At 68.5% G+C, this 20,145-nt stretch carries 18 protein-coding genes and 1 pseudogene; 10 read left to right on the top strand and 9 right to left on the bottom strand.

Features of this window, described 5'->3' with window-relative positions:
• Positions 1-194 precede the first annotated feature (194 nt).
• The 3 genes from ACX12L_RS17965 to cobA form a co-directional block, all read right to left on the bottom strand.
• Complete coding sequence (locus tag ACX12L_RS17965) at positions 195-1,943, bottom strand: sensor domain-containing diguanylate cyclase (RefSeq protein WP_459263817.1); 1,749 nt, start codon at positions 1,941-1,943, stop codon at positions 195-197.
• A gap of 105 nt (positions 1,944-2,048) precedes the next feature.
• The gene (gene rng / locus ACX12L_RS17960; protein WP_459263816.1) at positions 2,049-3,536 is read right to left on the bottom strand and encodes a ribonuclease G; all 1,488 of its coding nucleotides are present in this window, start codon (positions 3,534-3,536) and stop codon (positions 2,049-2,051) included.
• A gap of 70 nt (positions 3,537-3,606) precedes the next feature.
• Positions 3,607-4,431, bottom strand: coding sequence for a uroporphyrinogen-III C-methyltransferase (gene cobA, locus ACX12L_RS17955; protein ID WP_459263815.1), 825 nt, complete (start codon positions 4,429-4,431; stop codon positions 3,607-3,609).
• A gap of 211 nt (positions 4,432-4,642) precedes the next feature.
• Between cobA and ACX12L_RS17950 the strand changes: the two genes are divergently transcribed.
• From ACX12L_RS17950 to ACX12L_RS17910, 9 genes and pseudogenes are all read left to right on the top strand, one after another.
• Positions 4,643-6,364 (top strand): cytochrome D1 domain-containing protein, encoded by a 1,722-nt coding sequence (locus tag ACX12L_RS17950; RefSeq protein ID WP_459263814.1) that lies wholly within the window; start codon positions 4,643-4,645, stop codon positions 6,362-6,364.
• A gap of 21 nt (positions 6,365-6,385) precedes the next feature.
• Positions 6,386-6,736, top strand: coding sequence for a c-type cytochrome (locus ACX12L_RS17945; RefSeq protein ID WP_416399987.1), 351 nt, complete (start codon positions 6,386-6,388; stop codon positions 6,734-6,736).
• Positions 6,733-7,941, top strand: a complete 1,209-nt coding sequence (locus ACX12L_RS17940; protein WP_459263813.1) for a cytochrome D1 domain-containing protein — start codon at positions 6,733-6,735, stop codon at positions 7,939-7,941. Before ACX12L_RS17945 ends, ACX12L_RS17940 begins: the two co-directional genes overlap by 4 nt.
• A 3-nt stretch (positions 7,942-7,944) precedes the next feature.
• Positions 7,945-8,844, top strand: a pseudogene (ahbB, locus tag ACX12L_RS17935) (siroheme decarboxylase subunit beta); the annotation flags it as partial.
• A gap of 123 nt (positions 8,845-8,967) precedes the next feature.
• Positions 8,968-9,453 (top strand): Lrp/AsnC family transcriptional regulator, encoded by a 486-nt coding sequence (locus ACX12L_RS17930; protein WP_459263820.1) that lies wholly within the window; start codon positions 8,968-8,970, stop codon positions 9,451-9,453.
• Positions 9,434-9,913, top strand: a complete 480-nt coding sequence (gene ahbB, locus ACX12L_RS17925; protein WP_013518990.1) for a siroheme decarboxylase subunit beta — start codon at positions 9,434-9,436, stop codon at positions 9,911-9,913. Before ACX12L_RS17930 ends, ahbB (ACX12L_RS17925) begins: the two co-directional genes overlap by 20 nt.
• A 15-nt stretch (positions 9,914-9,928) precedes the next feature.
• A complete protein-coding gene (gene nirJ, locus ACX12L_RS17920; RefSeq protein ID WP_459263812.1) occupies positions 9,929-11,149 on the top strand; it encodes a heme d1 biosynthesis radical SAM protein NirJ in 1,221 nt (406 codons plus the stop codon).
• On the top strand, positions 11,142-12,740 hold the full coding sequence (locus tag ACX12L_RS17915) for a cytochrome D1 domain-containing protein (RefSeq protein WP_459263811.1): 1,599 nt from the start codon (positions 11,142-11,144) through the stop codon (positions 12,738-12,740). Before nirJ ends, ACX12L_RS17915 begins: the two co-directional genes overlap by 8 nt.
• Positions 12,741-12,882: 142 nt before the next feature.
• Positions 12,883-13,605 carry a Crp/Fnr family transcriptional regulator gene (locus ACX12L_RS17910; RefSeq protein WP_459263810.1) on the top strand — a complete coding sequence of 241 codons (723 nt, stop codon included), beginning with the start codon at positions 12,883-12,885 and terminating at the stop codon, positions 13,603-13,605.
• Positions 13,606-13,712: 107 nt separating this feature from the next.
• On the opposite strand, the gene ACX12L_RS17905 is transcribed toward ACX12L_RS17910, so the two are convergent.
• From ACX12L_RS17905 to ACX12L_RS17880, 6 genes are all read right to left on the bottom strand, one after another.
• The gene (locus tag ACX12L_RS17905) at positions 13,713-14,318 is read right to left on the bottom strand and encodes a Maf family protein (protein WP_459263809.1); all 606 of its coding nucleotides are present in this window, start codon (positions 14,316-14,318) and stop codon (positions 13,713-13,715) included.
• A gap of 68 nt (positions 14,319-14,386) precedes the next feature.
• Positions 14,387-14,854, bottom strand: a complete 468-nt coding sequence (gene rlmH, locus ACX12L_RS17900; protein WP_459263808.1) for a 23S rRNA (pseudouridine(1915)-N(3))-methyltransferase RlmH — start codon at positions 14,852-14,854, stop codon at positions 14,387-14,389.
• Positions 14,854-15,549, bottom strand: a complete 696-nt coding sequence (gene rsfS / locus ACX12L_RS17895) for a ribosome silencing factor (protein WP_459263807.1) — start codon at positions 15,547-15,549, stop codon at positions 14,854-14,856. The genes rlmH and rsfS overlap by 1 nt, the downstream gene beginning before the upstream one ends.
• A 47-nt stretch (positions 15,550-15,596) precedes the next feature.
• Positions 15,597-16,523, bottom strand: coding sequence for an oxygen-dependent coproporphyrinogen oxidase (hemF, locus tag ACX12L_RS17890; protein ID WP_459263806.1), 927 nt, complete (start codon positions 16,521-16,523; stop codon positions 15,597-15,599).
• Positions 16,523-17,809, bottom strand: a complete 1,287-nt coding sequence (gene purD / locus ACX12L_RS17885; protein WP_459263805.1) for a phosphoribosylamine--glycine ligase — start codon at positions 17,807-17,809, stop codon at positions 16,523-16,525. The genes hemF and purD overlap by 1 nt, the downstream gene beginning before the upstream one ends.
• Positions 17,806-18,525, bottom strand: a complete 720-nt coding sequence (locus tag ACX12L_RS17880; protein WP_459263804.1) for a YebC/PmpR family DNA-binding transcriptional regulator — start codon at positions 18,523-18,525, stop codon at positions 17,806-17,808. Before ACX12L_RS17880 ends, purD begins: the two co-directional genes overlap by 4 nt.
• 72 nt (positions 18,526-18,597) lie before the next feature.
• Here ACX12L_RS17880 and ACX12L_RS17875 point away from each other — a divergent pair, with 72 nt between their 5' ends.
• The gene (locus ACX12L_RS17875; protein WP_459263803.1) at positions 18,598-20,106 is read left to right on the top strand and encodes a helicase HerA-like domain-containing protein; all 1,509 of its coding nucleotides are present in this window, start codon (positions 18,598-18,600) and stop codon (positions 20,104-20,106) included.
• Positions 20,107-20,145 lie beyond the last annotated feature (39 nt).

Below are 20,145 nucleotides of genomic sequence, written 5' to 3'. Positions count from 1 at the left end.
GCAGCTTATGCGTGAGTGGGAGGAGCAGACCGAGCGTCTCATCGACTTGGAAGTACCGCGCCAACCTTGACCTTCCCGCGACCGGGAAATTACGCGCAAATGCGTCTGGCGACCTGCGGAAAGTAAGTCCAGATAAGCGCTAGAGGCCATTTTTATGCTTGAATCCGAGGGCGTGCGCCGTACTCAGGCGATCGTCAGGCGGCCAGGCACTGCGCCGCGGCGCGCACGCAGTTGCGCCCCGCGCGCTTGGCGCGGTACAGCGCATCGTCGGCCAGCGATATCAGCTGCTCCGGCGCGCAATCGCCATCCGGCACCAGCGCCGACAGGCCTATGCTGACGGAGACACGTACGGCGTCCCGGCCATCGACGGAGACGGGGTGGTTCTCGACGTCCTGCCTGATCAGTTCGGCGATATGGAGCGCGCCCTCCAGGTCCATGCTGGTGATGACGGCGAATTCCTCGCCGCCGAAACGCGCCGCGGTGTCGCTGCCGCGCAGCAGGCGCTGCTTCAGTATCCGGCTCACCTGGCGCAGGCAATCATCGCCCGCCAGGTGCCCGTAGGTGTCGTTGAATTGCTTGAAATGATCGGCATCGATCATGAGCAGCGCCAGCGGATGATGGAGGCGGCGCGCACGCTGCCACTCCCGGGCGAGGGTGTCGTCGAAATGGCGGCGGTTGGCCAGACCCGTCAGGCCGTCCGTGGTGGACAGCGCCTCCAGGCGCTGGTTCGCGATCGTCAGCGCCTCGGTGCGCTCCGCCACCCGCTTGTCCAGGGTGGCCGTGAGCTCGCGTGCCGTCTGCAGGGCCGTCGCGAGCTGGCTGGCCAGCGTCCCGCCCATCACAACGACGGTGCTGGGTATCACATAGGTGATGAGGTAGATGCCCTCGAAGGCCGACCGGCCGGTGAGCCGGAACCAGTCGATGAAGCTGACCACCACCACCGCGAAGAACGACAGTGCCATCCACAGGCCAGCCTTGCGGTGAGAACGCCATGCCCAGCGGATGGCGGCCACGGCCAGCAGCGGCCCGAACAGCATGAAAGGCACGTACAGCAGCGCGACGACGGTGCGGTTGCTGCCGCTGAACCACACGGCCGCGGGCCCCAGCAGCATGAACACGACAAGCCCGCGCCGCACCCAGGGCCAGTCGCGGCGGAAGAAGGACAGCACCGTGAGCATCAAGAGCGGCACCATGGCCTGGTTGACGCTGAACACGAACCAGCTGAAGAGCTGCGGCGGCACGGGCGGCGCGGTGAGCGTGTAGTTGAGGTTGCTCAGTGCGATGGCCAGGGCCGTGGTGCCGAACCAGCCGTACAGGCGGTCCCCCCGCAGCGCCAGCGACACGCACAGCGCAATGCCCCCCATGCAGAACGCCGCCCATGCCAGGCCATTGGCCACGGTCACCTGCACGAACCTGCGCCACCCGTACGCGCCGTCGCGGAGCTGGTGCGCAGGCCCTATCGTCACGGTCGACAGGCCGTTCATCTGCCGGTTTGTGGCGAAGATCTCGAACTCCAGCGTATTGGCCCCGACCCGCCAATGGCTTGCGGGCAGCGCGAACAGGTAGGGGCGGTGCAGGCAGCGCAGCCGCTCCAGCGCATCGAGATCGCAGGCCCCGACGCGCTCCCCGTTGAGCATGAGCCGGCCCGCCAGGCTCATCTTGGGCACATAGACACCCAGCGGCTCGTCCCCCGCGGCTGCGACGGCCGCCGCCGGCAGGTCGAAATCCAGGCGGTAGCGCACGCGGCTGCCCTCGGGGGCGAAGTCGGCGGGGCCGAGCACATGGGGAAGGGAGACCTCCTGCGTGCCCGCCAGCGAAGTGAGCACCGCCGCCTGGAGCACCTGGGGCGCCGCCGCCGAGGCGCTGGCGCACAGCATGCCCCAGAGCCAGCACAGCAGGACCGGCCACAGCCGGACGGGGGAAAGGCAAAAGAACCGTTGCATGCATGGGGATACCGGCGCCAAGTACCCCGCGGCTCCGGGGCTTCGCCGATATCGACAGGTGAAACGCCGGATTATCCTATGCCCCCCTTCGCGGCCCTTCCGATGTCAAAGGAGCACGATGTCGTACTGCTCCTGCCCCACGGCCGTTTCTGCCTGCAGCGAGATCGGCTTGCCGATGAAGTCGGACAGTCCCGCCAGGTGCTGGCTTTCCTCGTCGAGGAACAGCTCCACCACCTTGGGAGAAGCAATCACGCGGAATTCGCGCGGGTTGAACTGGCGCGCCTCGCGCAGCAACTCGCGCAGGATGTCGTAGCACACGGTGCGCGCCGTCTTGACCTCGCCCACGCCGTGGCACGTGGGGCACGGCTCGCAGAGCATGTGGGCGAGCGACTCGCGCGTGCGCTTGCGCGTCATCTCCACCAGGCCCAGCTGCGAAAAGCCGCCCACCATGGTCTTGACCCGGTCGCGCGCGAGCTGCTTCTTGAATTCGGCGAGCACGGCCGCCTGGTGGTCCTCGCGCAGCATGTCGATGAAGTCCGCTATCACGATGCCGCCCAGGTTGCGCAGGCGCAGCTGGCGCGCGATGGCGCCGGCGGCCTCCAGGTTGGTCTTGAAGATGGTGTCGTCGAAATTGCGCGCACCCACGTAGCCGCCGGTGTTCACGTCGATGGTCGTGAGCGCCTCGGTCTGGTCCACGATCAGGTAGCCGCCGGACTTCAGGTCCACGCGCCGGCCCAGGGCACGGGCGATTTCCTCGTCGATCGCATAGAGGTCGAAGATCGGCCGCTCGCCCTTGTACAACTCGAGCTTGGCCACCGCCGCCGGCATGAACTCCCGCCCGAACTTCTGCAGCGCGGCAAACTGCTCGCGCGAGTCCAGGCGTATGCTTTGCATCTCCTCGCCCACCAGGTCGCGCAGCACACGCTGCAGCAGGCTCAGGTCCTGGTACAGCAGCGAGGTCGGCGGGCGGTTCAGCGCCGCCTGGCGCACGCCCGCCCAGGTCTTGCGCAGATAGGTGATGTCCTCGGCCAGCTCCGCATCGCTGGCATCCTCGCCATTGGTGCGCAGGATGAAGCCTCCGCCACCGCCCGCGGACTTGTCGCCCACCAGCGCCTGCAGGCGCGCGCGCAGCGCGTCGCGCTCCTCCTGGGGAATTTTCTGCGAGATGCCGATGTGGTCGTCCTGCGGCAGGAACACCAGCAGCCGCCCGGCGATGCTGATCTGGGTGGAAAGACGCGCGCCCTTGGTGCCGATCGGGTCCTTGATGACCTGGACCATCAGCGACTGGCCCTCGAAGACCTGCTTCTCGATCGGCACAAGCGGCTCGTTCTTGCGCGCGAACATGGGCGCCTCGCCCCCCTCCTGGCGCTGCCACACGTCGGCCACGTGCAGGAAGGCGGCGCGCTCCAGGCCTATATCGATGAAGGCCGACTGCATGCCGGGCAGTACGCGCGAGACCTTGCCCAGGTACACGTTGCCGACCAGGCCGCGCTCCAGGGCGCGCTCCACGTGCAGCTCCTGCACGGCGCCGTTTTCGACCACCGCCACGCGCGTTTCCTGGGGCGACCAGTTGATGAGAATGTCTTGTTGCATGGGCTTTGCCGGATGAGGCGCCCATGATGCCTGAAACCGGCCCGCCCCACGGGCCGGCCTGACGGCCTCCTCACACCATCGTCGCCTGCATGCCCCGCATCAGCTGCGGCTGCAGCGCCACCACCTCGCCCACCACGATGAGCGCCGGCGGCCGCACCTTGTGCTGCCGCGCCAGGGCTGGCAATTCCTGCAGCGTGCCGGTGACGCAGCGCTGGCCGGGCAGCGATGCCTGCTCCACCAATGCCGCGGGCGTGCTGGCGGGCAGACCGTGGCGCACGAGCTGCTCGCAGATCACGGGCAGCGTGCCCATGCCCATGTAGATCACCACGGTCTGGCGCGGGCGGGCCAGCGCCTCCCAGTCCAGCGCCACCTCGTTGTCGCCGCGCAGGTGGCCGGTGGCGAACACCAGCGTGGCCGCGTGGTCGCGGTGCGTCAGGGGAATGCCGGCGCAGGCGCCCGCCCCCTGGGCGGCCGTGATGCCGGGCACCACGTCGAAGGCGATGCCGGCCTCGGCCAGCGCCTGCGCCTCCTCGCCGCCGCGTCCGAAGATGAAGCCATCGCCGCCCTTGAGCCGCACCAGGTTGCGCCCGCTGCGCGCCAGACGCACCATGAGGTCGATGATGGACTCCTGGGGCAGCGTGTGGTGCGAGGACTCCTTGCCCACGTAGATCAGGTCGGCATCCTCGGCCACGTAGCGCAGCACCTCCTTGCCCACCAGATGGTCGTAGAGCACCAGGCGGGCCCCGCGCAAGGCCTTCACCGCGCGCAAGGTGAGCAGTTCCGGATCGCCCGGGCCGGCCCCCACCAGGGTCACGCGCCCCGGGAGGGTGGGCATGCCAGGCGCACCTGCGGCGGGAGTGGCGGTGAACCAGCGTGCATCTTCTATGAAGCTCATGTCGGCCTTTCTTGGCAGATCGTGGGATGGGCTCCATTGTTCAAAGACCACACCGCGTCCGTCCTTGAACCAGTTCAAGGACAGTTTGCAATGTCCGCGGCGACGATATGGTCACTCGCATAAAGAGGGAATGGACAGCGACCTCGCGAGATGGCCCCATGCATCCGCAGGGAGCCACCTAAGCGCTGATCCGCGACGCAGAGGACCCACAATGACAGCAAAGAGGATTGCCAGGCTGGTTGCGCTTGCGGCCGCCACCCTGGTGTCGGCCACAGCAATGGCCCAGAATGCCAAACCGGTCTCGGAGACCGAGAAGAACTACATGGGTGCCGGCAGCTCGCCCGTAGGCGATGTGCCCATGTACCAGAGCACGAACCCCAAGGCCCCGAAGATGACGCAGGCCGAGTTCGACCGCGCGCGCCAGATCTACTTCGAGCGCTGCGCCGGCTGCCACGGCGTACTGCGCAAGGGCGCCACGGGCAAGCCTCTCACGCCCGACATCACGCTGGAGCGAGGCACCGACTACCTCAAGACCTTCATCGCCTACGGTTCGCCGGCCGGCATGCCCAACTGGCTGACCTCGGGCGACTTCGACGAGGCGACCGTGGACCTGATGGCGCGCTACGTGCAGCAAGACCCTCCCACACCGCCCGAGTTCTCGCTGGCGGACATGGAGAAGACGCGCAAGGAATACGTGCCCGTCGCCCAGCGGCCCACGAAGAAGATGAACAACTACAACATCAACAACATCATGTCGGTCACCCTGCGGGATGACGGCACGATCGCGCTGATCGATGGTGACACCAAAGAGATCATCAACATCGTCAAGACCGGCTACGCGGTGCACATCTCGCGCATGTCGGCTTCTGGTCGCTACCTGTATGTGATCGGCCGCGACGCACGCCTGAACCTGATCGACCTGTGGATGGAGAAGCCCGACAACGTGGCCGAGATCAAGATCGGCCTGGAGGCGCGCTCGGTCGAGACCTCCAAGTTCAAGGGCTGGGAAGACAAGATCGCCATTGCCGGCACCTACTGGCCGCCGCAGTTCGTGCTGATGGACGGTGACACGCTCAAGCCGCGCAAGGTCGTCGGCACGCGCGGCATGGACATCAACAACCAGTACCACCCCGAGCCCCGCGTAGCCGCCATCGTGGCCAGCCACCAGAAGCCCGAGTTCCTGGTCAACGCCAAGGAAACCGGCAAGATCTGGATGGTGGACTACACCGACCTGACGAACCTGAAGACGACGCAGATCGACACCGCCAAGTTCCTGCACGACGGCGGCTTCGACGCCTCGCGCCGCTACTTCCTGACGGCAGCCAACGCCTCCGACAAGGTCGTGGTGATCGACACCAAGACCAGCAAGCTGGAAGCCATCGTGGACGTGGGCAAGATCCCGCACCCGGGCCGCGGCGCCAACTTCAAGCATCCGAAGTTCGGCCCCGTCTGGGCTACCTCGGGCCTGGGCGACGAGAGCATCGCGGTGATCGGCACCGACCCGGCCAAGCACAAGGCCAACGCCTGGAAGGTGGTGCAGTCGCTCAAGGGCCAGGGCGGTGGTTCGCTGTTCATCAAGACGCACCCCAAGTCCAACAACCTGTGGGTCGATACCGCGCTCAACCCCGATCCCAAGATCAGCCAGAGCGTGGCCGTGTTCGACATCCGCGACCTGTCCAAGGAGCCTCAGGTCATCGACATCGCCGCCTGCGCCAAGCTGGACGACGACGGCGCCAAGCGCGTGGTGCAGCCCGAGTACAACCAGAAGGGCGACGAGGTCTGGTTTTCCGTCTGGAGCGCCAAGAACAAGAAGTCGGCCATCGTGGTGGTCGACGACAAGACCCGCACCTGCAAGGCCGTGCTCAACGACCCGAGGCTGATCACGCCCACAGGCAAGTTCAACGTGTACAACACGCAGCACGACGTCTATTGATGCCGTAACCCGGGACCCGCCATGGCACGCAACGCACTCCTCTCCCTCACCCTGGCGCTCGCAGCAGCGGCGGCGGGCGCGCAAACGCCAGCCGCCCCCGCGCCCGAGCGCGCCGCACAGCTGGTGCGCATGGTGCGGCAGGACTGCGGCTCGTGCCATGGCATGCGTCTCACCGGAGGCCTGGGCCCGGCGCTCACGCGCCAGGCCCTGGCCGCCAAGCCTCCCGAATACCTGGCCGCCGTCATCATCCACGGCATCCCCGGCACGCCCATGCCGCCCTGGAGCGCACTGCTCAGCGGCACGGAGGCCCTGTGGATCGCCCAACAGCTGGCCAGCGGTTTCCCCGAAGAAATGAGGAGCCAAGCCCCATGAAAAGGCGCTCCCTGCTGTCGTTCGCCGCCGCGGCCCCACTGCTGGCAGGCGGCTGCGCAGCCACCTCCGCATCCTCCGCCACGTCCAAGGCCTCCGCCCTGCAGGGCACGGGCGACCTGGGCGTGGTCATAGAGCGCGCCAAAGGCGCGCTCACCCTCGTCAACACCAGCCGGCGCGAGGCCGCAGGCCGCGTCGAGGGCCTGGGCGACCTCTCCCACGCCTCGGTGGTGTTCTCGCGCGACGAGCGCTTCGCCTATGTCTTCGGCCGCGACGGCGCGCTGACCCGCGTGGACATCCTGGAGCAGCGCATCACCCACCGCGTCATGCAGGCGGGCAACTCGATCGGCGGCGCCATCAGCGCCGACGGCAGCCTGGTCGTGGCGCAGAACTACACGCCCGGCGGCATCAAGGTATTCGACGCCGCCACGCTGGAGCTTCTTTCCGACATCCCCGCCCTCATGCCCAATGGCGAGCGCTCGCGCGTCGTGGGCCTGGCCGACCTGCCCCAGCGCCGCTTCGTCTACAGCCTGTTCGACGCCGAAGCCATCTGCATCGCCGACTGCAGCGACCCGAGAAAGCCCCGGGTCACCACGCTGGCCGGCATCGGCCGCCAGCCTTACGACGCCCTGCTCTCGCCCAACGGCCGCCACTACATCGCCGGCCTGTTCGGCGAGGACGGCCTGGCCATGGTGGACCTGTGGGATGCCACGCCGCGCGCGCGCCGCATCCTGGCCGGCTACGGGCGCGGCGAAAAGCCCCTGCCCGTCTACAAGATGCCCCACCTGCGCGGCTGGGCCATGGCCGGGGGGCGCGCCTACCTGCCCGCCATCGGCCGCCACGAGGTGCTTGTCGTCGATACCGCCACCTGGGCCGAGGTCGGCCGCATTCCCGTCGCGGGCCAGCCCGTGTTCGTCATGGCGCGCCCCGACGGCCGCCAGGTGTGGGTCAATTTCTCGGTGCCGGACTACAACCGCGTGCAGGTCATAGACACGCCCAGCGGGCAGGTGATCGACACCATCGCGCCCGGCAAGGCCGTGCTGCACATGGAGTTCACGCCGCGCGGCGAATCGGTGTGGATCAGCTGCCGCGACGACAACCGCGTGCAGGTGTACGACACGCACACCCGGCAACTGCAGGCCAGCCTGCCCGTGGATGCGCCCAGCGGCATCTTCTTCACCGCACGTGCCCAGCGCATGGGGTTTTGAGCCGTGCACACCGCGCAGCACCACCTCGACCTGGCCCTGCTCAACCCCTGGCAGCGCGGCTTTCCCCTGTGCCACGAGCCCTTTGCCCTGATCGGCGAGCGCCTGGGCATGGATGCCGAAGACGTACTGTCCCGCTACCAGCGCCTGCAGCGCCAGGGCAGCCTGAGCCGCATCGGGGCGGTGTTTGCTCCCGGCGCGGGCGGCGCATCGCTGCTGGCAGCCATGGCCGTGCCGCCGCAGCGGCTAGAGGCCGTCGCCGCCATCGTTTCCAGCCACGCCGGCGTCAACCACAACTACGAGCGCGAACACGCCACCAACCTGTGGTTCGTAGCCACCGGGCCCGACGCCGCACAGGTCGAAAAACTGCTGTGCAGCATCGAGGCCGAGACTGGCCTGCCCGTGCAGCGCCTGCCCATGCTGCGGCCCTACCGCATCGACACCGGGTTCGACCTGCGCGCCAGCCAGTCGCCCTCCAGCGGCGCCACCCACTGGGCGCAAACGCCGCTGCAGGCGCAAGACCAGCCCCTGGCGGCCCTGGCCGAGCGGGGGCTGCCCTTGGTGGAGCGGCCGTACGACCTGTGGGCCGAGCAGCTGCAGCAGCCCGTAGAGGCCGTGCTGCGCACCCTGCAGCGCTGGCTCGACGAGCGCACCGTCAGCCGCTTCGGCGTGGTGGTGCGCCACCATGAACTGGGCTTCACGGCCAACGCCATGACTGTGTTCGACGTGCCCGAGAGCGAGGTGGACGCCTGCGGCGAAGCCCTGGCAAGTGTGCCGGGAGTGACCCTGGCCTACCAGCGCGCACGCACCCGCGACTGGCCCTACAACCTGTACTGCATGGTGCATGGGCGCGACCGCGACAGCGTGCACGCCACCGTCGCGCGCGCCGTGGCCCAGGCCGGCCTGGCAGGCAAGCCCCAGGCCACGCTGTTCTCGCTGCGCCGCTTCAAGCAGACCGGCGCGCGCCGCTTCACCCCGCCCGCGCCCGCCATGCCCCGCACCCTGCCCATCCACCAGAAGGAGCGCTGCATGCTCACGCCCGAAGACGCTTGCCTGATCGACCACCTGCATGGTGGCTTTCCGCTCGTGGACAGGCCCTTTGCCGCCGTGGGCGAGCAGCTCGGCTGGAGCGAGGAGCGCGTCATCGAACGCCTGCACCAGCTGCTGGCCCAGGGCGTGCTCACGCGCTTCGGCCCGCTCTTCCAGATCGAGCGCGCCGGCGGCCAGTTCGTGCTCGCGGCGATCGCCGTGCCCGAGGAGCGCTTCGACGTGGTGAACGCCGTGGTCAACAGCTTTCCCGAGGTGGCGCACAACTACCGGCGCACGCACCGGCTCAACATGTGGTTCGTCGTCGCCGCCGAATCGCCCGCGCTGGCCCAGGATGCCATCGCCCGCATCCAGGACGCGGTGGGACTCGAAGTCTTCGCCTTCCCCAAGGAAGAGGAGTATTTCGTCGAGCTGCGCCTGCCCGCCCTGCCCCAGACCGGAGAACGCCATGGCGCTGGATGCCTTTGACCGCGCGCTGATCGCCGCCACGCAGGGCGGCCTGCCCCTGGTGGCCCGCCCCTACGAGGCCGTGGGTGCCATGCTGGGCGTGCCCGGCGAGCAGGTGCGCGAACGCCTGGCGCAGATGCTGGCGCAGGGGCTGATCCGCCGCATCGGCGCCGTGCCCAACCACTACCGCCTGGGCTATACCGCCAACGGCATGAGCGTGTGGGACGTGGCCGACGAGCGCGTTTCCGAGCTCGGCCCGCTGGTGGCCCAGCTGCCCGGCGTATCGCACTGCTACCGCCGCCCACGCCACCTGCCCGGCTGGCCCTACAACCTGTTCGCCATGCTGCACGGCACCAGCCGCGAGGCCGTGGAGCACCAGGCACAGGACATCGTGGCCCTGCTGGGCGACGCCTGCCGCGGGCACGATATCCTGTACTCCACGGCCATCCTGAAGAAAACCGGCCTGCGTTTGAAAGATTGACAAGAGGCCCACACCATGTTTCGCATCAGCCAATACATGCGCGAACTCGCGCAGGCACAAGCCACAGGCGAATACCCCCTCACCAAGGACCGCAAGGCGCGCGGCCCGGTCGTCATCTGGAACCTGATCCGTCGCTGCAACCTCACCTGCAAGCATTGCTACGCCCTGTCCGCCGACCACGACTACGCGGGCGAACTCTCGCTGCAGGAAGTGTTTACGGTGATGGACGACCTCAAGGCCTTCGGCGTGCCCGCGCTCATCCTCTCGGGGGGCGAGCCGCTGCTGCGCGCCGACATCTTCGAGATCTCCGCCCGCGCGCGCGAGATGGGCTTCTACACCGGCCTGTCCACCAACGGCACGCTGATCGACGCGCCCATGGCGCGGCGCATCGCCGATGCGGGCTTCGACTACGTGGGCATCAGCCTCGACGGCCTGAAGGCCACGCACGACAAGTTCCGCCGCCTCGAAGGCGCGTTCGACCGCAGCCTGGCCGCGATCGGCCACCTCGACGAAGTGGGCGTGAAAGTGGGCCTGCGCTACACGATGACGGCCATGAACGGCCACGACCTGCCCGCCCTGCTCGACCTGATGCAGGAGGTGGGCGCGCACAAGTTCTATTTCTCGCACCTCAACTACGCCGGGCGCGGCAACATCCACCGCGACAAGGACGCCCAGCACCAGGCCACGCGCGCGGCCATGGACATGCTGTTCGACCGCGCCTGGGCCGCCGCGCAGGCGGGCAGCATGGACGACTACGTGAGCGGCAACAACGACGCCGACGGCCCCTACCTGCTGCAATGGGTGCGCCGGCACCTGCCGCAGTGGGAAGAACCGCTGCGCCAGCGCCTCGTGGCCTGGGGCGGCAACGCCAGCGGCCAGCAGATCGCCAACATCGACAACCTGGGCCACGTGCACCCCGACACCATGTGGTGGCACCACGACCTGGGCTGCGTGCGCGACCGCCCCTTCTCCGAGATCTGGAACGACGTCAGCGACCCGCTGATGGCCGGCCTCAAGCAGCGCCCGCGCCCGGTGCAGGGCCGCTGCGGCGGCTGCAGGCACCTGGCCATCTGCAACGGCAACACCCGCGTGCGCGCCCAGCAGCTCACGGGCGACTTCTGGTTCGAGGACCCGGGCTGCTACCTGACGGACGCCGAAGTCGGCGCCGCCTCCACGCCGTTCGAACCCGTTGCCAAGCGCCGCACCGGCCGCACGATCGAAATTGCCCATGCCTGACCTGCCACGCCCTGCCCTGCGCGCCGCCGCCATCCTCGCCCTGGCCCTCGCCGGCCCCCTGCACACTGCCCATGCTGCGGCCGGCACGCTCGACGCCCCCGCCCTGTACCAGCAGCATTGCGCCAGCTGCCACGGCGCCCAGCGCACGGGACTGATGGGCCCGGCCCTGCTGCCCGAAAGCCTGGAGCGCACCCGGCCCGCCGAGGTGCTGCGCGTCATCCGCGAGGGCCGCCAGGCCACGCAGATGGCGGGCTATGCCGGCCAGCTCTCGGGCGCAGAGATCCAGGCCCTGGCGGACTGGATACGCACCCCGGCCGTGCCCGCGCCGCGCTGGGGCGAGGCCGACATCCGCGCATCGCGCATCGCCACCCCGCTGCCGGACGACGAGCCCGTCAGGCCGAAGTGGAGCGCCGACCCCATGAACCTGTTCGTGGTGGTCGAGGGCGGGGACCACCATGTCTCGCTGCTCGACGGCGACCGCTTCACGGTCATCACGCGCTTCGCCAGCCGCTACGCCCTGCACGGCGGGCCGAAGTTCACGCCCGACGGGCGCTACGTCTTCTTCGGCTCGCGCGACGGCTGGATCACCAAGTACGACCTGTGGCGCCTGCAGGTGGTGGCCGAGGTGCGCGCGGGCCTCAACATGCGCAACGTGGCCGTGAGCGGCGACGGCCGCTGGATCATGGCCGCCAACTACCTGCCGCACAGCCTGGCGCTGTTCGACGCCGACCTCAACCTCGTCAAGACCTACGAGGCCGCCACACTCGACGGCAAGGCGAGCTCGCGCGTCTCCGCCGTCTACGACGCCACGCCCAGGAACAGCTTCGTCGTGGCGCTCAAGGACATTCCGGAGATCTGGGAGATCTCCTACGACAAGAAGGCCGCGCCCATCTACGACGGCCTGGTGCACGACTACAAGATGGGCGAGGCCATTGCCAAGCCCGGCTACCTGGGCGTGCGCCGCACGCCGCTGTCCGAGCCGCTGGACGACTTCTTCTTCGACCAGAGCTACCGCCACGTGCTGGGCGCCACCCGCCCCCAGGCCGGCAAGTCCGAGGCCGCCAGCGCCCAGGTGGTGAACCTGGACGTGCGCCGCAAGATCGCCGACCTGCCCATCGCCGGCATGCCCCACCTGGGATCGGGCATCACCTTCGCGTGGAACGGCACCACCGTGCTCGCCAGCCCCAATCTGGGCGGCACGGGCGTGGACGTGATCGACATGCAAAGCTGGAAGAACCTGCGCACCATCCCCACGCCCGGCGCCGGCTTCTTCATGCGCAGCCATGAAAACACGCCCTATGCCTGGACCGACTCCATGATGAGCAAGGACGCCAAGGACCGCCTCACCATCATCGACAAGCGCACCCTGGAGCCCGTGGCCGAGGTGCGCGAGCCGGGCAAGACGCTCGCCCACATCGAGTTCACGCGCGACGGCCGCTACGCGCTGGCCAGCGTCTGGGAAATGGACGGCGCCCTCATCGTCTACGACGCCGCCACCTTCCGGGAAGTCAAGCGCCTGCCCATGGCCAAGCCGGTGGGCAAATACAACGTGTGGAACAAGATCACCCGCAGCGAAGGCACCTCGCATTGACGGCACCCCGGCCATCCACGGAAGCGCGCCCGGCAGGCCCCGCGCATGGCCGGTGTGCGAATCGTGGCGAAATTGGCGGATTTCATGGAAATACATGAATATTTCCCCCCATACGGGTTATTACCAACAATAATCCCCCTTCATGGACATCCAGCAATTCGACATCCCGCGCTACCTTGCTGCCCTGCCGCTATTCCAGGAAATGACGCCTGCCGAGCTGCAGCGGCTGGCCACGGGCTGCCGGTTGCGCCGCTACGCACGCGGAGACAGCGTCTTCCACGTGGGCATGCCCTGCGAGGAATTCCACGTGACGGTCACCGGACAGATCAAGCTGTTCGCCATCTCGCCCACGGGGCAGGAGAAAGTGATCGAGCTCGCCGGCCCCGGCGTGAGCTTCGCCGAGGCGCTGATGTTCACCGACAAGCCCTACATCATCAACGCCCAGGCGCTGGCGGATGCGCTGGTGCTCAGCGTCGGCAAGGCGGCCGTGGTGCGCGAGATCGAGAACGACCCGCGCTTTGCCATGCACATGCTGGCGGGCATCTCACGCCGCCTGCACGGCCTGGTGCATGACGTGCAGGCCTATTCGCTGCACAGCGGCATGCAGCGCGTGATCGGCTATCTGCTGCACTCGCTGCCCGAGGACAGCGCCAACGGCGCCGGCGCCACGGGGTGCAAGGACGGAGTCACGCTGAACGTGTCGCTGCCGGTGAGCAAGGCCACCATCGCCTCGCGCCTGTCCATCACGCCCGAGTATTTCTCGCGCGTGCTGCACGATCTGGAAGAGGCCGGCCTGATACGCATCGACAAGCGCGACATCCACATCCCCAACGCGGCGCGGCTGGCCAGCCACACGCTGCAGTAGTCATTCCATTTCCCAATCCATTGAGTACGCGAAGGCGAAGCGCAGACAGTACAACCAGTACGGCCACAGCGAAGCCGACAAAGTAATCGGTTGATTGAGAAATGGAATCAGTCGCGCAGCACCCCGGCGGCGCGCAACAAGCCGGCCGTCTCGAACAGCGGCAGCCCCATGATGCCGGTGTAGCTGCCGTCCATGTTCTCCACGTATTGGGCCGCCGGACCCTGGATGGCATAGGCGCCCGCCTTGCCCATGGGCTCGCCGCTGGCCACGTAGGCGGCGATCTGCGCCGGCGTCATGGCGGCAAAGCGCACGCGCGAGACCGACAGCGCCGCCAGGCGCCGCCCGCCCGCCTGCAGCGCCACGGCGGTGAGCACCTGGTGCTCGCGGCCCGACAGCTCTGACAGCATGCGCGCGGCGTCCCGCGCGTCCTCGGGCTTGCCATAGATGCGGCCGTCCAGCGCCACCGTGGTGTCCGAGCACAGGATGGGCGCGGGCGCCAGGCCGCGGCGCGCATGGCGCAGGACGGCGGCATCTAGCTTGAGCGCGGTCACGCGCTGCACGTAGGCCACCGGGGACTCGCCGGGCTGCACGGCCTCCAGGCCTTCCGCGTCTTCATGGGGGTCGGGCAGCAGCAGTTCGTGGCGCACGCCCAGCTGCTCCAGCAGCTGGCGCCGGCGCGGGCTTTGCGAGGCGAGGTAGATGAAGTCGGCCATTGCAGATTTTATGGTCGGATCGCGGCGCAGCGCCCATCCAGCAAGCGCTGACAGCTATCAAAACAGGATCATTCGCGGTGATAGGGATGGCCCGCGTTCACCGACCAGGCGCGGTACAGCTGCTCTATGAGCAGCACGCGCACCATGGCGTGCGGCAGCGTCAGGTCCGACAGGCGGATGCGCTCGTGCGCGGCTTGGCGAAAGGCCGGGTCCAGCCCGTCGGGGCCGCCAATGACCAGGGCCACGTCGTCGCCGCCCAGCTGCCAGCCCTTGAGCCTCTCGGCCAGCGCCTTGGTGGTCAGGCTGGTGCCGCGCTCGTCCAGGGCCACGATGCGCGTGCCGCGCGGTATGGCGGCCTCGATGCGCTCGCGCTCGGCGGCGTACAGGGTCTCCAGCGTCTTGGAGCCGCGCGGCTCGGTCTTCACGGCCTTGAGCTCCACCTTGAGCTCGGGCGGAAAGCGCTTGGCATAGTCGTCGTAGGCGCTCGCGGCCCAGTCGGGCACGCGCTGGCCCACGGCGACGATGAGCAGCTTCATCAGCCCTTGCGCGCCGGTGCCTTGCGCGCGGGCGCTTTCGCGGGGGCCTTCTTCACAGGCGCCTTGGCCACAGCCTTCTTCGCTACGGGCTTGTTGACAACCACGGTCTTCACGGGTGCCTTCTTGGCGGCCGGCCTCTTCGCCACAGGCTTCTTCACGGCTGGCTTCTTTGCCGCGGGAGCGGCCTTCCTGGCGGCAGGGGCCTTGGCCGCCGCCTTGGCAGGCGCCGTCTTTGCGGGCGCCTTTTTCGCAGCGGTCTTCTTCGCCGGGGCGGCGCTCGCATCCTCCGACGCCGTGATCTTGCGCGGCTTGGCCGCGCCCAGCTTCATGCGCACGGGCTTCTCGCCCCAGATTTCCTCCAGGCGGTAGTACTGGCGGATGGCGGGCTGCATCACGTGCACCACGGCCTGGCCGCAGTCCACGATGATCCACTCGCCGTTGTCCTCGCCCTCGGTGCGGGGCTTGACGAACCCGGCCTCGCGCACGGCGTCGCGCACGCTGGCGGCCAGCGCCTTGGTCTGGCGGTTGGAGCTGCCGGTGGCGACGATCACGCGCTCGAACAGCGGGGAGAGATGCTCGGTGTTGAAGACCTGGATGTCTTGCGCCTTGACGTCCTCCAGTCCATCGACGATGGCGCGCTGGAGCCGGGTCACGTCTTTCTTGGCGGCGGTTTCCGATTTGGGGGAAGTGGTCATCAGGGGGTCTTCAGTGAAAGGATGGGGTCAATATAGCGCGCCGGGGCTCAAAGCCAGTCGCGGCGCAGCAGGAAGCGCGCGCCGAGTTCTGCCTCGGGCGTGCCCGGTGCGTCTTCGCGCTGGTAGGCCCAGGCAGCCAGCGGCGGCATGGACAGCAGGATGGATTCGGTGCGCCCGCCCGATTGCAGGCCGAAGTGCGTGCCGCGGTCCCACACCAGGTTGAACTCCACGTAGCGCCCGCGGCGGTAGAGCTGGAAGTCGCGCTCGCGCTCGCCCCAGGGCGTGTCCATGCGCCGCTGCACGATGGGCAGGTAGGCGCCGAGGAAGGCGTCGCCCACGCTTTGCGTCATGGCCAGGCTTTGCCCGAAGCCGAGTTCGGAGAAGTCGTCGAAGAAGATGCCGCCCACGCCGCGCTGCTCATTGCGGTGCTTGAGGAAGAAGTATTCGTCGCACCAGGTCTTGAAGCGCGGGTACAGGCCTTCGCCGAAGGGCGCCAGGGCGTCGCGGCAGGCGCGGTGGAAGTGCACCGCGTCCTCCTCGAAGCCGTAGAACGGCGTCAGGTCCATGCCGCCGCCGAACCAGCAGGCATTCCCTGCGGCGATCATGCGCACGTTCATGTGCACCGTGGGCACGTAGGGGTTGCGCGGGTGGAACACGAGGGAGACGCCCATGGCCTCGAACGGCGCGCCCGCCAGCTCGGGCCGGTGCTGCGTGGCCGAGGGCGGCAGGCTGGGGCCGCGCACGTGGCTGAAGCCGCAGCCGGCGCGCTCGAACACGCGCCCGCCCTCCAGGATGCGCGTGATGCCGTCGCCCTGCAGGGGCGAGCCGGCCTCGCGCTGCCAGGCATCGGAGCGAAAGCGCGTGCCGCCCTCGCCTTCGACCTCTTCCAGCGCGCCGGTGATGCGCGACTGCAGGCCGACGAGGTAGGCGCGCACCTGAGCCACGCCGGCCGCGGGATTCAGAGCCTGGCCCATCAGCCGCCCTTCACGGCGCGGTGGCCGATGTCGCGGCGGTACTGCGCGCCGTCGAAGTAGATGCCGCGCGCCACGTCGTACACGCGCTGCTGCGCCTGGCGCGCGTTGTCGGCCAGGGCCGTCACGCACAGCACGCGCCCGCCGCTGGTGCGTACCACGCCGTCATCGCCGAGCTGCGTGCCGGCGTGGAACACCATGGCGTCGTCCTCGTCCTGCGGCAGGCCGGTGATCGCATCGCCCTTGCGCGGGCTGTCGGGGTAGCCGTGCGCGGCCATGACCACGCCCAGCGCCGTGCGCCGGTCCCATTGCAGCTCGACCTGGTCCAGCTTGCCGTCCACGGCCGCGCCCAGCACCTCGACGAGGTCGCTTTTCAGGCGCATCAGGATGGGCTGGGTCTCGGGGTCGCCCATGCGGCAGTTGAACTCCAGCGTCTTGGGGTGGCCCGTGGCGTCGATCATCAGGCCTGCGTACAGGAAGCCCGTGTAGGGGATGCCGTCCTTCTCCATGCCGCGAATGGTGGGCAGGATGACCTCGCGCATGGCGCGCGCGTGCACGTCGGCCGTGACCACCGGCGCGGGCGAGTAGGCGCCCATGCCGCCGGTGTTCGGGCCCTGGTCGCCGTCCTTGAGGCGCTTGTGGTCCTGGCTGGTGGCCAGGGCGACGACGTTCTTGCCGTCGCACAGCACGATGAAGCTGGCTTCCTCGCCTTCGAGGAACTCCTCGATCACGACGCGCGCGCCGCCTTCGTTGTGCGCCACCCCATACTTGTTGTCCACCAGCATGAAGTCCACGGCGTCGTGGGCTTCCTTGGCAGTCATCGCCACCACCACGCCCTTGCCGGCGGCCAGGCCGTCGGCCTTGACGACGATGGGCGCGCCCAGGCGGTCCACGAAGGCGTGAGCCGCGGCCGGGTCGGTGAAGGTGTCGTAGTCCGCCGTGGGAATGCCGTGGCGGCGCATGAAGGCCTTGGAGAAGGCCTTGGAGCTCTCGAGCTGCGCGGCGGCCTTCGTGGGACCGAAGATGCGCAGGCCGTGCGCGCGGAACTCGTCCACCACGCCCGCGGCCAGCGGCGCCTCGGGGCCGACCACGGTCAAGCCGACCTTGTTGGCCTGCGCCCATTCGCGCAGCGCCACCACGTCGGTGATGGGCAGGTTCTCGTACCTGGGCGACAGGGCCGTGCCGCCGTTGCCCGGCGCCACGTAGACCTTGGTGGTTTTAGGGGACTGGCTGAGCTTCCAGGCCAGCGCGTGTTCCCGGCCGCCGCCGCCAATGACCAGTATCTTCATAGTTCTGCGTTGTGATAGACCTCTTGCACGTCGTCGAGGTCTTCGATCACGTCCAGGAGCTTCTGCATGCGCGCGGCGTCGTCGCCTTCGAGGGCGACGGTGTTCTCGGGGCGCATGGTGACCTCGGCCACCTCGGCCTTCAGGCCCGCGGCCTCCAGCGCGTTCTTCACGGCCTCGAAGTCGCCGGGTGCCGTCAGCACCTCGATGGCGCCGTCGTCGTCGGTGATCACGTCCTCGGCGCCGGCATCCAGCGCCACCTCCATCACCTTGTCCTCGCTGGTGCCGGGGGCGAAGATGAGCTGGCCCGCGTGCTTGAACTGGAAGGCCACCGAGCCCTCGGTGCCCATGTTGCCGCCGTACTTGCTGAAGGCGTGGCGCACCTCGGCCACGGTGCGCACGCGGTTGTCGGTCATGGTGTCCACGATGATCGCGGCGCCGCCGATGCCGTAGCCCTCGTAGCGGATTTCCTCGTAGTTGATACCTTCGAGGGTGCCAGAGGCCTTGTCGATGTTGTACTTGATCCGGTCGGCCGGCATGTTGGCGGCCTTGGCCTTATCGATGGCCAGGCGCAGGCGCGGGTTGGCCGCGGCGTCGCCCCCGCCCTGGCGGGCGGCAACCGTGATTTCACGAATGATGCGGGTCCAGATCTTGCCGCGCTTTTCATCCTGGCGCCCCTTGCGGTGCTGGATGTTGGCCCATTTGCTGTGTCCTGCCACTGCAGAGTCCTTTGATTGATTTAATCTTGCGGCCGGGATTTTACTTTTGACTCACTCCTCCACAGGATTGCCATGGCCGAACCTCTCCTGATCGCACAGCGCGATTCCACCCAATGCCACCTGCTGCCGGGCCTGGCCAACCGCCATGGCCTGATCACCGGCGCCACCGGCACGGGCAAGACGGTGACGCTGCAGACCCTGGCCGAGCAGTTCTCGCGCATCGGCGTGCCGGTGTTCATGGCCGACGTGAAGGGCGACCTCACCGGCATCAGCCAGAAGGGCAGCGTCGGCGACAAGCTCGCCAGGACGCTGGCCGACCGCGGCCTGGCGACGCCCGAGCCCGTGGCCTGCCCCACCACGCTGTGGGACGTGTTCGGCGAGCAGGGCCACCCCGTGCGCGCCACCATCTCCGACATGGGGCCGCTGCTGCTCGGGCGCATGCTGAACCTGAACGAGACCCAGTTGGGCGTGCTGAACCTGGTGTTCAAGATCGCCGACGACAACGGCCTGCTGCTGCTGGACCTGAAGGACCTGCGCGCCATGCTCCAGCACGTGGGCGACAACGCCAAGGACTTCACCACGCAGTACGGCAACATCAGCAGCGCCAGCGTGGGCGCCATACAGCGCGGCCTGCTGCAGATCGAGACGCAGGGCGGCGACAAGTTCTTCGGCGAGCCCATGCTCAACATCGAGGACTTCATGCAGACCGTGGACGGGCGCGGCGTGATCAACGTCCTGGCGGCCGACAGGCTCATGAACTCGCCGCGCCTGTATGCCACCTTCCTGCTGTGGATGCTGTCGGAGCTGTTCGAGCGGCTGCCCGAGATCGGCGACCCCGAGCAGCCCAAACTGGTGTTCTTCTTCGACGAGGCCCATCTGCTGTTCAACGAGGCGCCCAAGGTGCTCGTCGAGCGCATCGAGCTCGTGGTGCGCCTGGTGCGCTCGAAGGGCGTGGGCGTGTACTTCGTCACGCAGAACCCGCTGGACATTCCCGACAGCGTGCTGGCCCAGCTGGGCAACCGCGTGCAGCACGCGCTGCGCGCCTTCACCCCGCGCGACCAGAAGGCCGTGAAGGCCACGGCCACCACCATGCGCCCCAAGGCGGGCCTGGACATCGAGGCCGCCATCACCGAGCTGGCCGTGGGCGAGGCGCTGGTGAGCTTCCTGGACGCCAAGGGCCGCCCCTGCGAGACCGAGCGCGTCTACGTGCTGCCGCCCGGCAGCCAGATCGGCCCCATCACCGACGGCCAGCGGCGCGCGCTGATCGCGGGCTCGCTGGTCGCGGGCACCTACGAGCAGCCCGTGGACCGCGAGTCGGCCTACGAGAAGCTGCGCGGCCGCGCGGATGGCGCATCCGGCACCATCGCCCCGGCGCCGGGCGGTGCGGCGGCGCAGGAAGGCGGCGGCCTGATGGGCGAGCTCAACGACGTGCTGTTCGGCAGCACCGGCCCGCGCGGCGGCAAGAAGGACGGCCTGGTGCAGACCATGGCCAAGTCGGCCGTGCGCACCATGGGCACCAGCCTGGGCAAGGAAATCCTGCGCGGCGTGCTGGGCGGTATTTTCGGCGGCAAGAAGCGCTGACAGATTTCAGCCAAAACAGCCCGTAGCGCTTATGCAGCA

Source organism: Alicycliphilus sp. T452 (assembly GCF_054512775.1).
Note: the sequence above shows the minus strand (reverse complement) of the source record. Positions and strands in the feature narration are given on the sequence as shown.

What these genes read in the sequence shown, in the direction of transcription:
- hemF (WP_459263806.1), bottom strand. Translation starts at nt 16,523, where the DNA reads ATGGGCCAGGCTCTGAATCCCGCGGCCGGCGTGGCTCAGGTGCGCGCC.
- ACX12L_RS17950 (WP_459263814.1), top strand. Translation starts at nt 4,643, where the DNA reads ATGACAGCAAAGAGGATTGCCAGGCTGGTTGCGCTTGCGGCCGCCACC.
- rsfS (WP_459263807.1), bottom strand. Translation starts at nt 15,549, where the DNA reads ATGACCACTTCCCCCAAATCGGAAACCGCCGCCAAGAAAGACGTGACC.
- nirJ (WP_459263812.1), top strand. Translation starts at nt 9,929, where the DNA reads ATGTTTCGCATCAGCCAATACATGCGCGAACTCGCGCAGGCACAAGCC.
- purD (WP_459263805.1), bottom strand. Translation starts at nt 17,809, where the DNA reads ATGAAGATACTGGTCATTGGCGGCGGCGGCCGGGAACACGCGCTGGCC.
- ACX12L_RS17930 (WP_459263820.1), top strand. Translation starts at nt 8,968, where the DNA reads ATGCTCACGCCCGAAGACGCTTGCCTGATCGACCACCTGCATGGTGGC.
- ACX12L_RS17940 (WP_459263813.1), top strand. Translation starts at nt 6,733, where the DNA reads ATGAAAAGGCGCTCCCTGCTGTCGTTCGCCGCCGCGGCCCCACTGCTG.
- rng (WP_459263816.1), bottom strand. Translation starts at nt 3,536, where the DNA reads ATGCAACAAGACATTCTCATCAACTGGTCGCCCCAGGAAACGCGCGTG.
- rlmH (WP_459263808.1), bottom strand. Translation starts at nt 14,854, where the DNA reads ATGAAGCTGCTCATCGTCGCCGTGGGCCAGCGCGTGCCCGACTGGGCC.
- ahbB (WP_013518990.1), top strand. Translation starts at nt 9,434, where the DNA reads ATGGCGCTGGATGCCTTTGACCGCGCGCTGATCGCCGCCACGCAGGGC.
- ACX12L_RS17875 (WP_459263803.1), top strand. Translation starts at nt 18,598, where the DNA reads ATGGCCGAACCTCTCCTGATCGCACAGCGCGATTCCACCCAATGCCAC.
- ACX12L_RS17905 (WP_459263809.1), bottom strand. Translation starts at nt 14,318, where the DNA reads ATGGCCGACTTCATCTACCTCGCCTCGCAAAGCCCGCGCCGGCGCCAG.
- ACX12L_RS17945 (WP_416399987.1), top strand. Translation starts at nt 6,386, where the DNA reads ATGGCACGCAACGCACTCCTCTCCCTCACCCTGGCGCTCGCAGCAGCG.
- ACX12L_RS17915 (WP_459263811.1), top strand. Translation starts at nt 11,142, where the DNA reads ATGCCTGACCTGCCACGCCCTGCCCTGCGCGCCGCCGCCATCCTCGCC.
- cobA (WP_459263815.1), bottom strand. Translation starts at nt 4,431, where the DNA reads ATGAGCTTCATAGAAGATGCACGCTGGTTCACCGCCACTCCCGCCGCA.
- ACX12L_RS17910 (WP_459263810.1), top strand. Translation starts at nt 12,883, where the DNA reads ATGGACATCCAGCAATTCGACATCCCGCGCTACCTTGCTGCCCTGCCG.
- ACX12L_RS17965 (WP_459263817.1), bottom strand. Translation starts at nt 1,943, where the DNA reads ATGCAACGGTTCTTTTGCCTTTCCCCCGTCCGGCTGTGGCCGGTCCTG.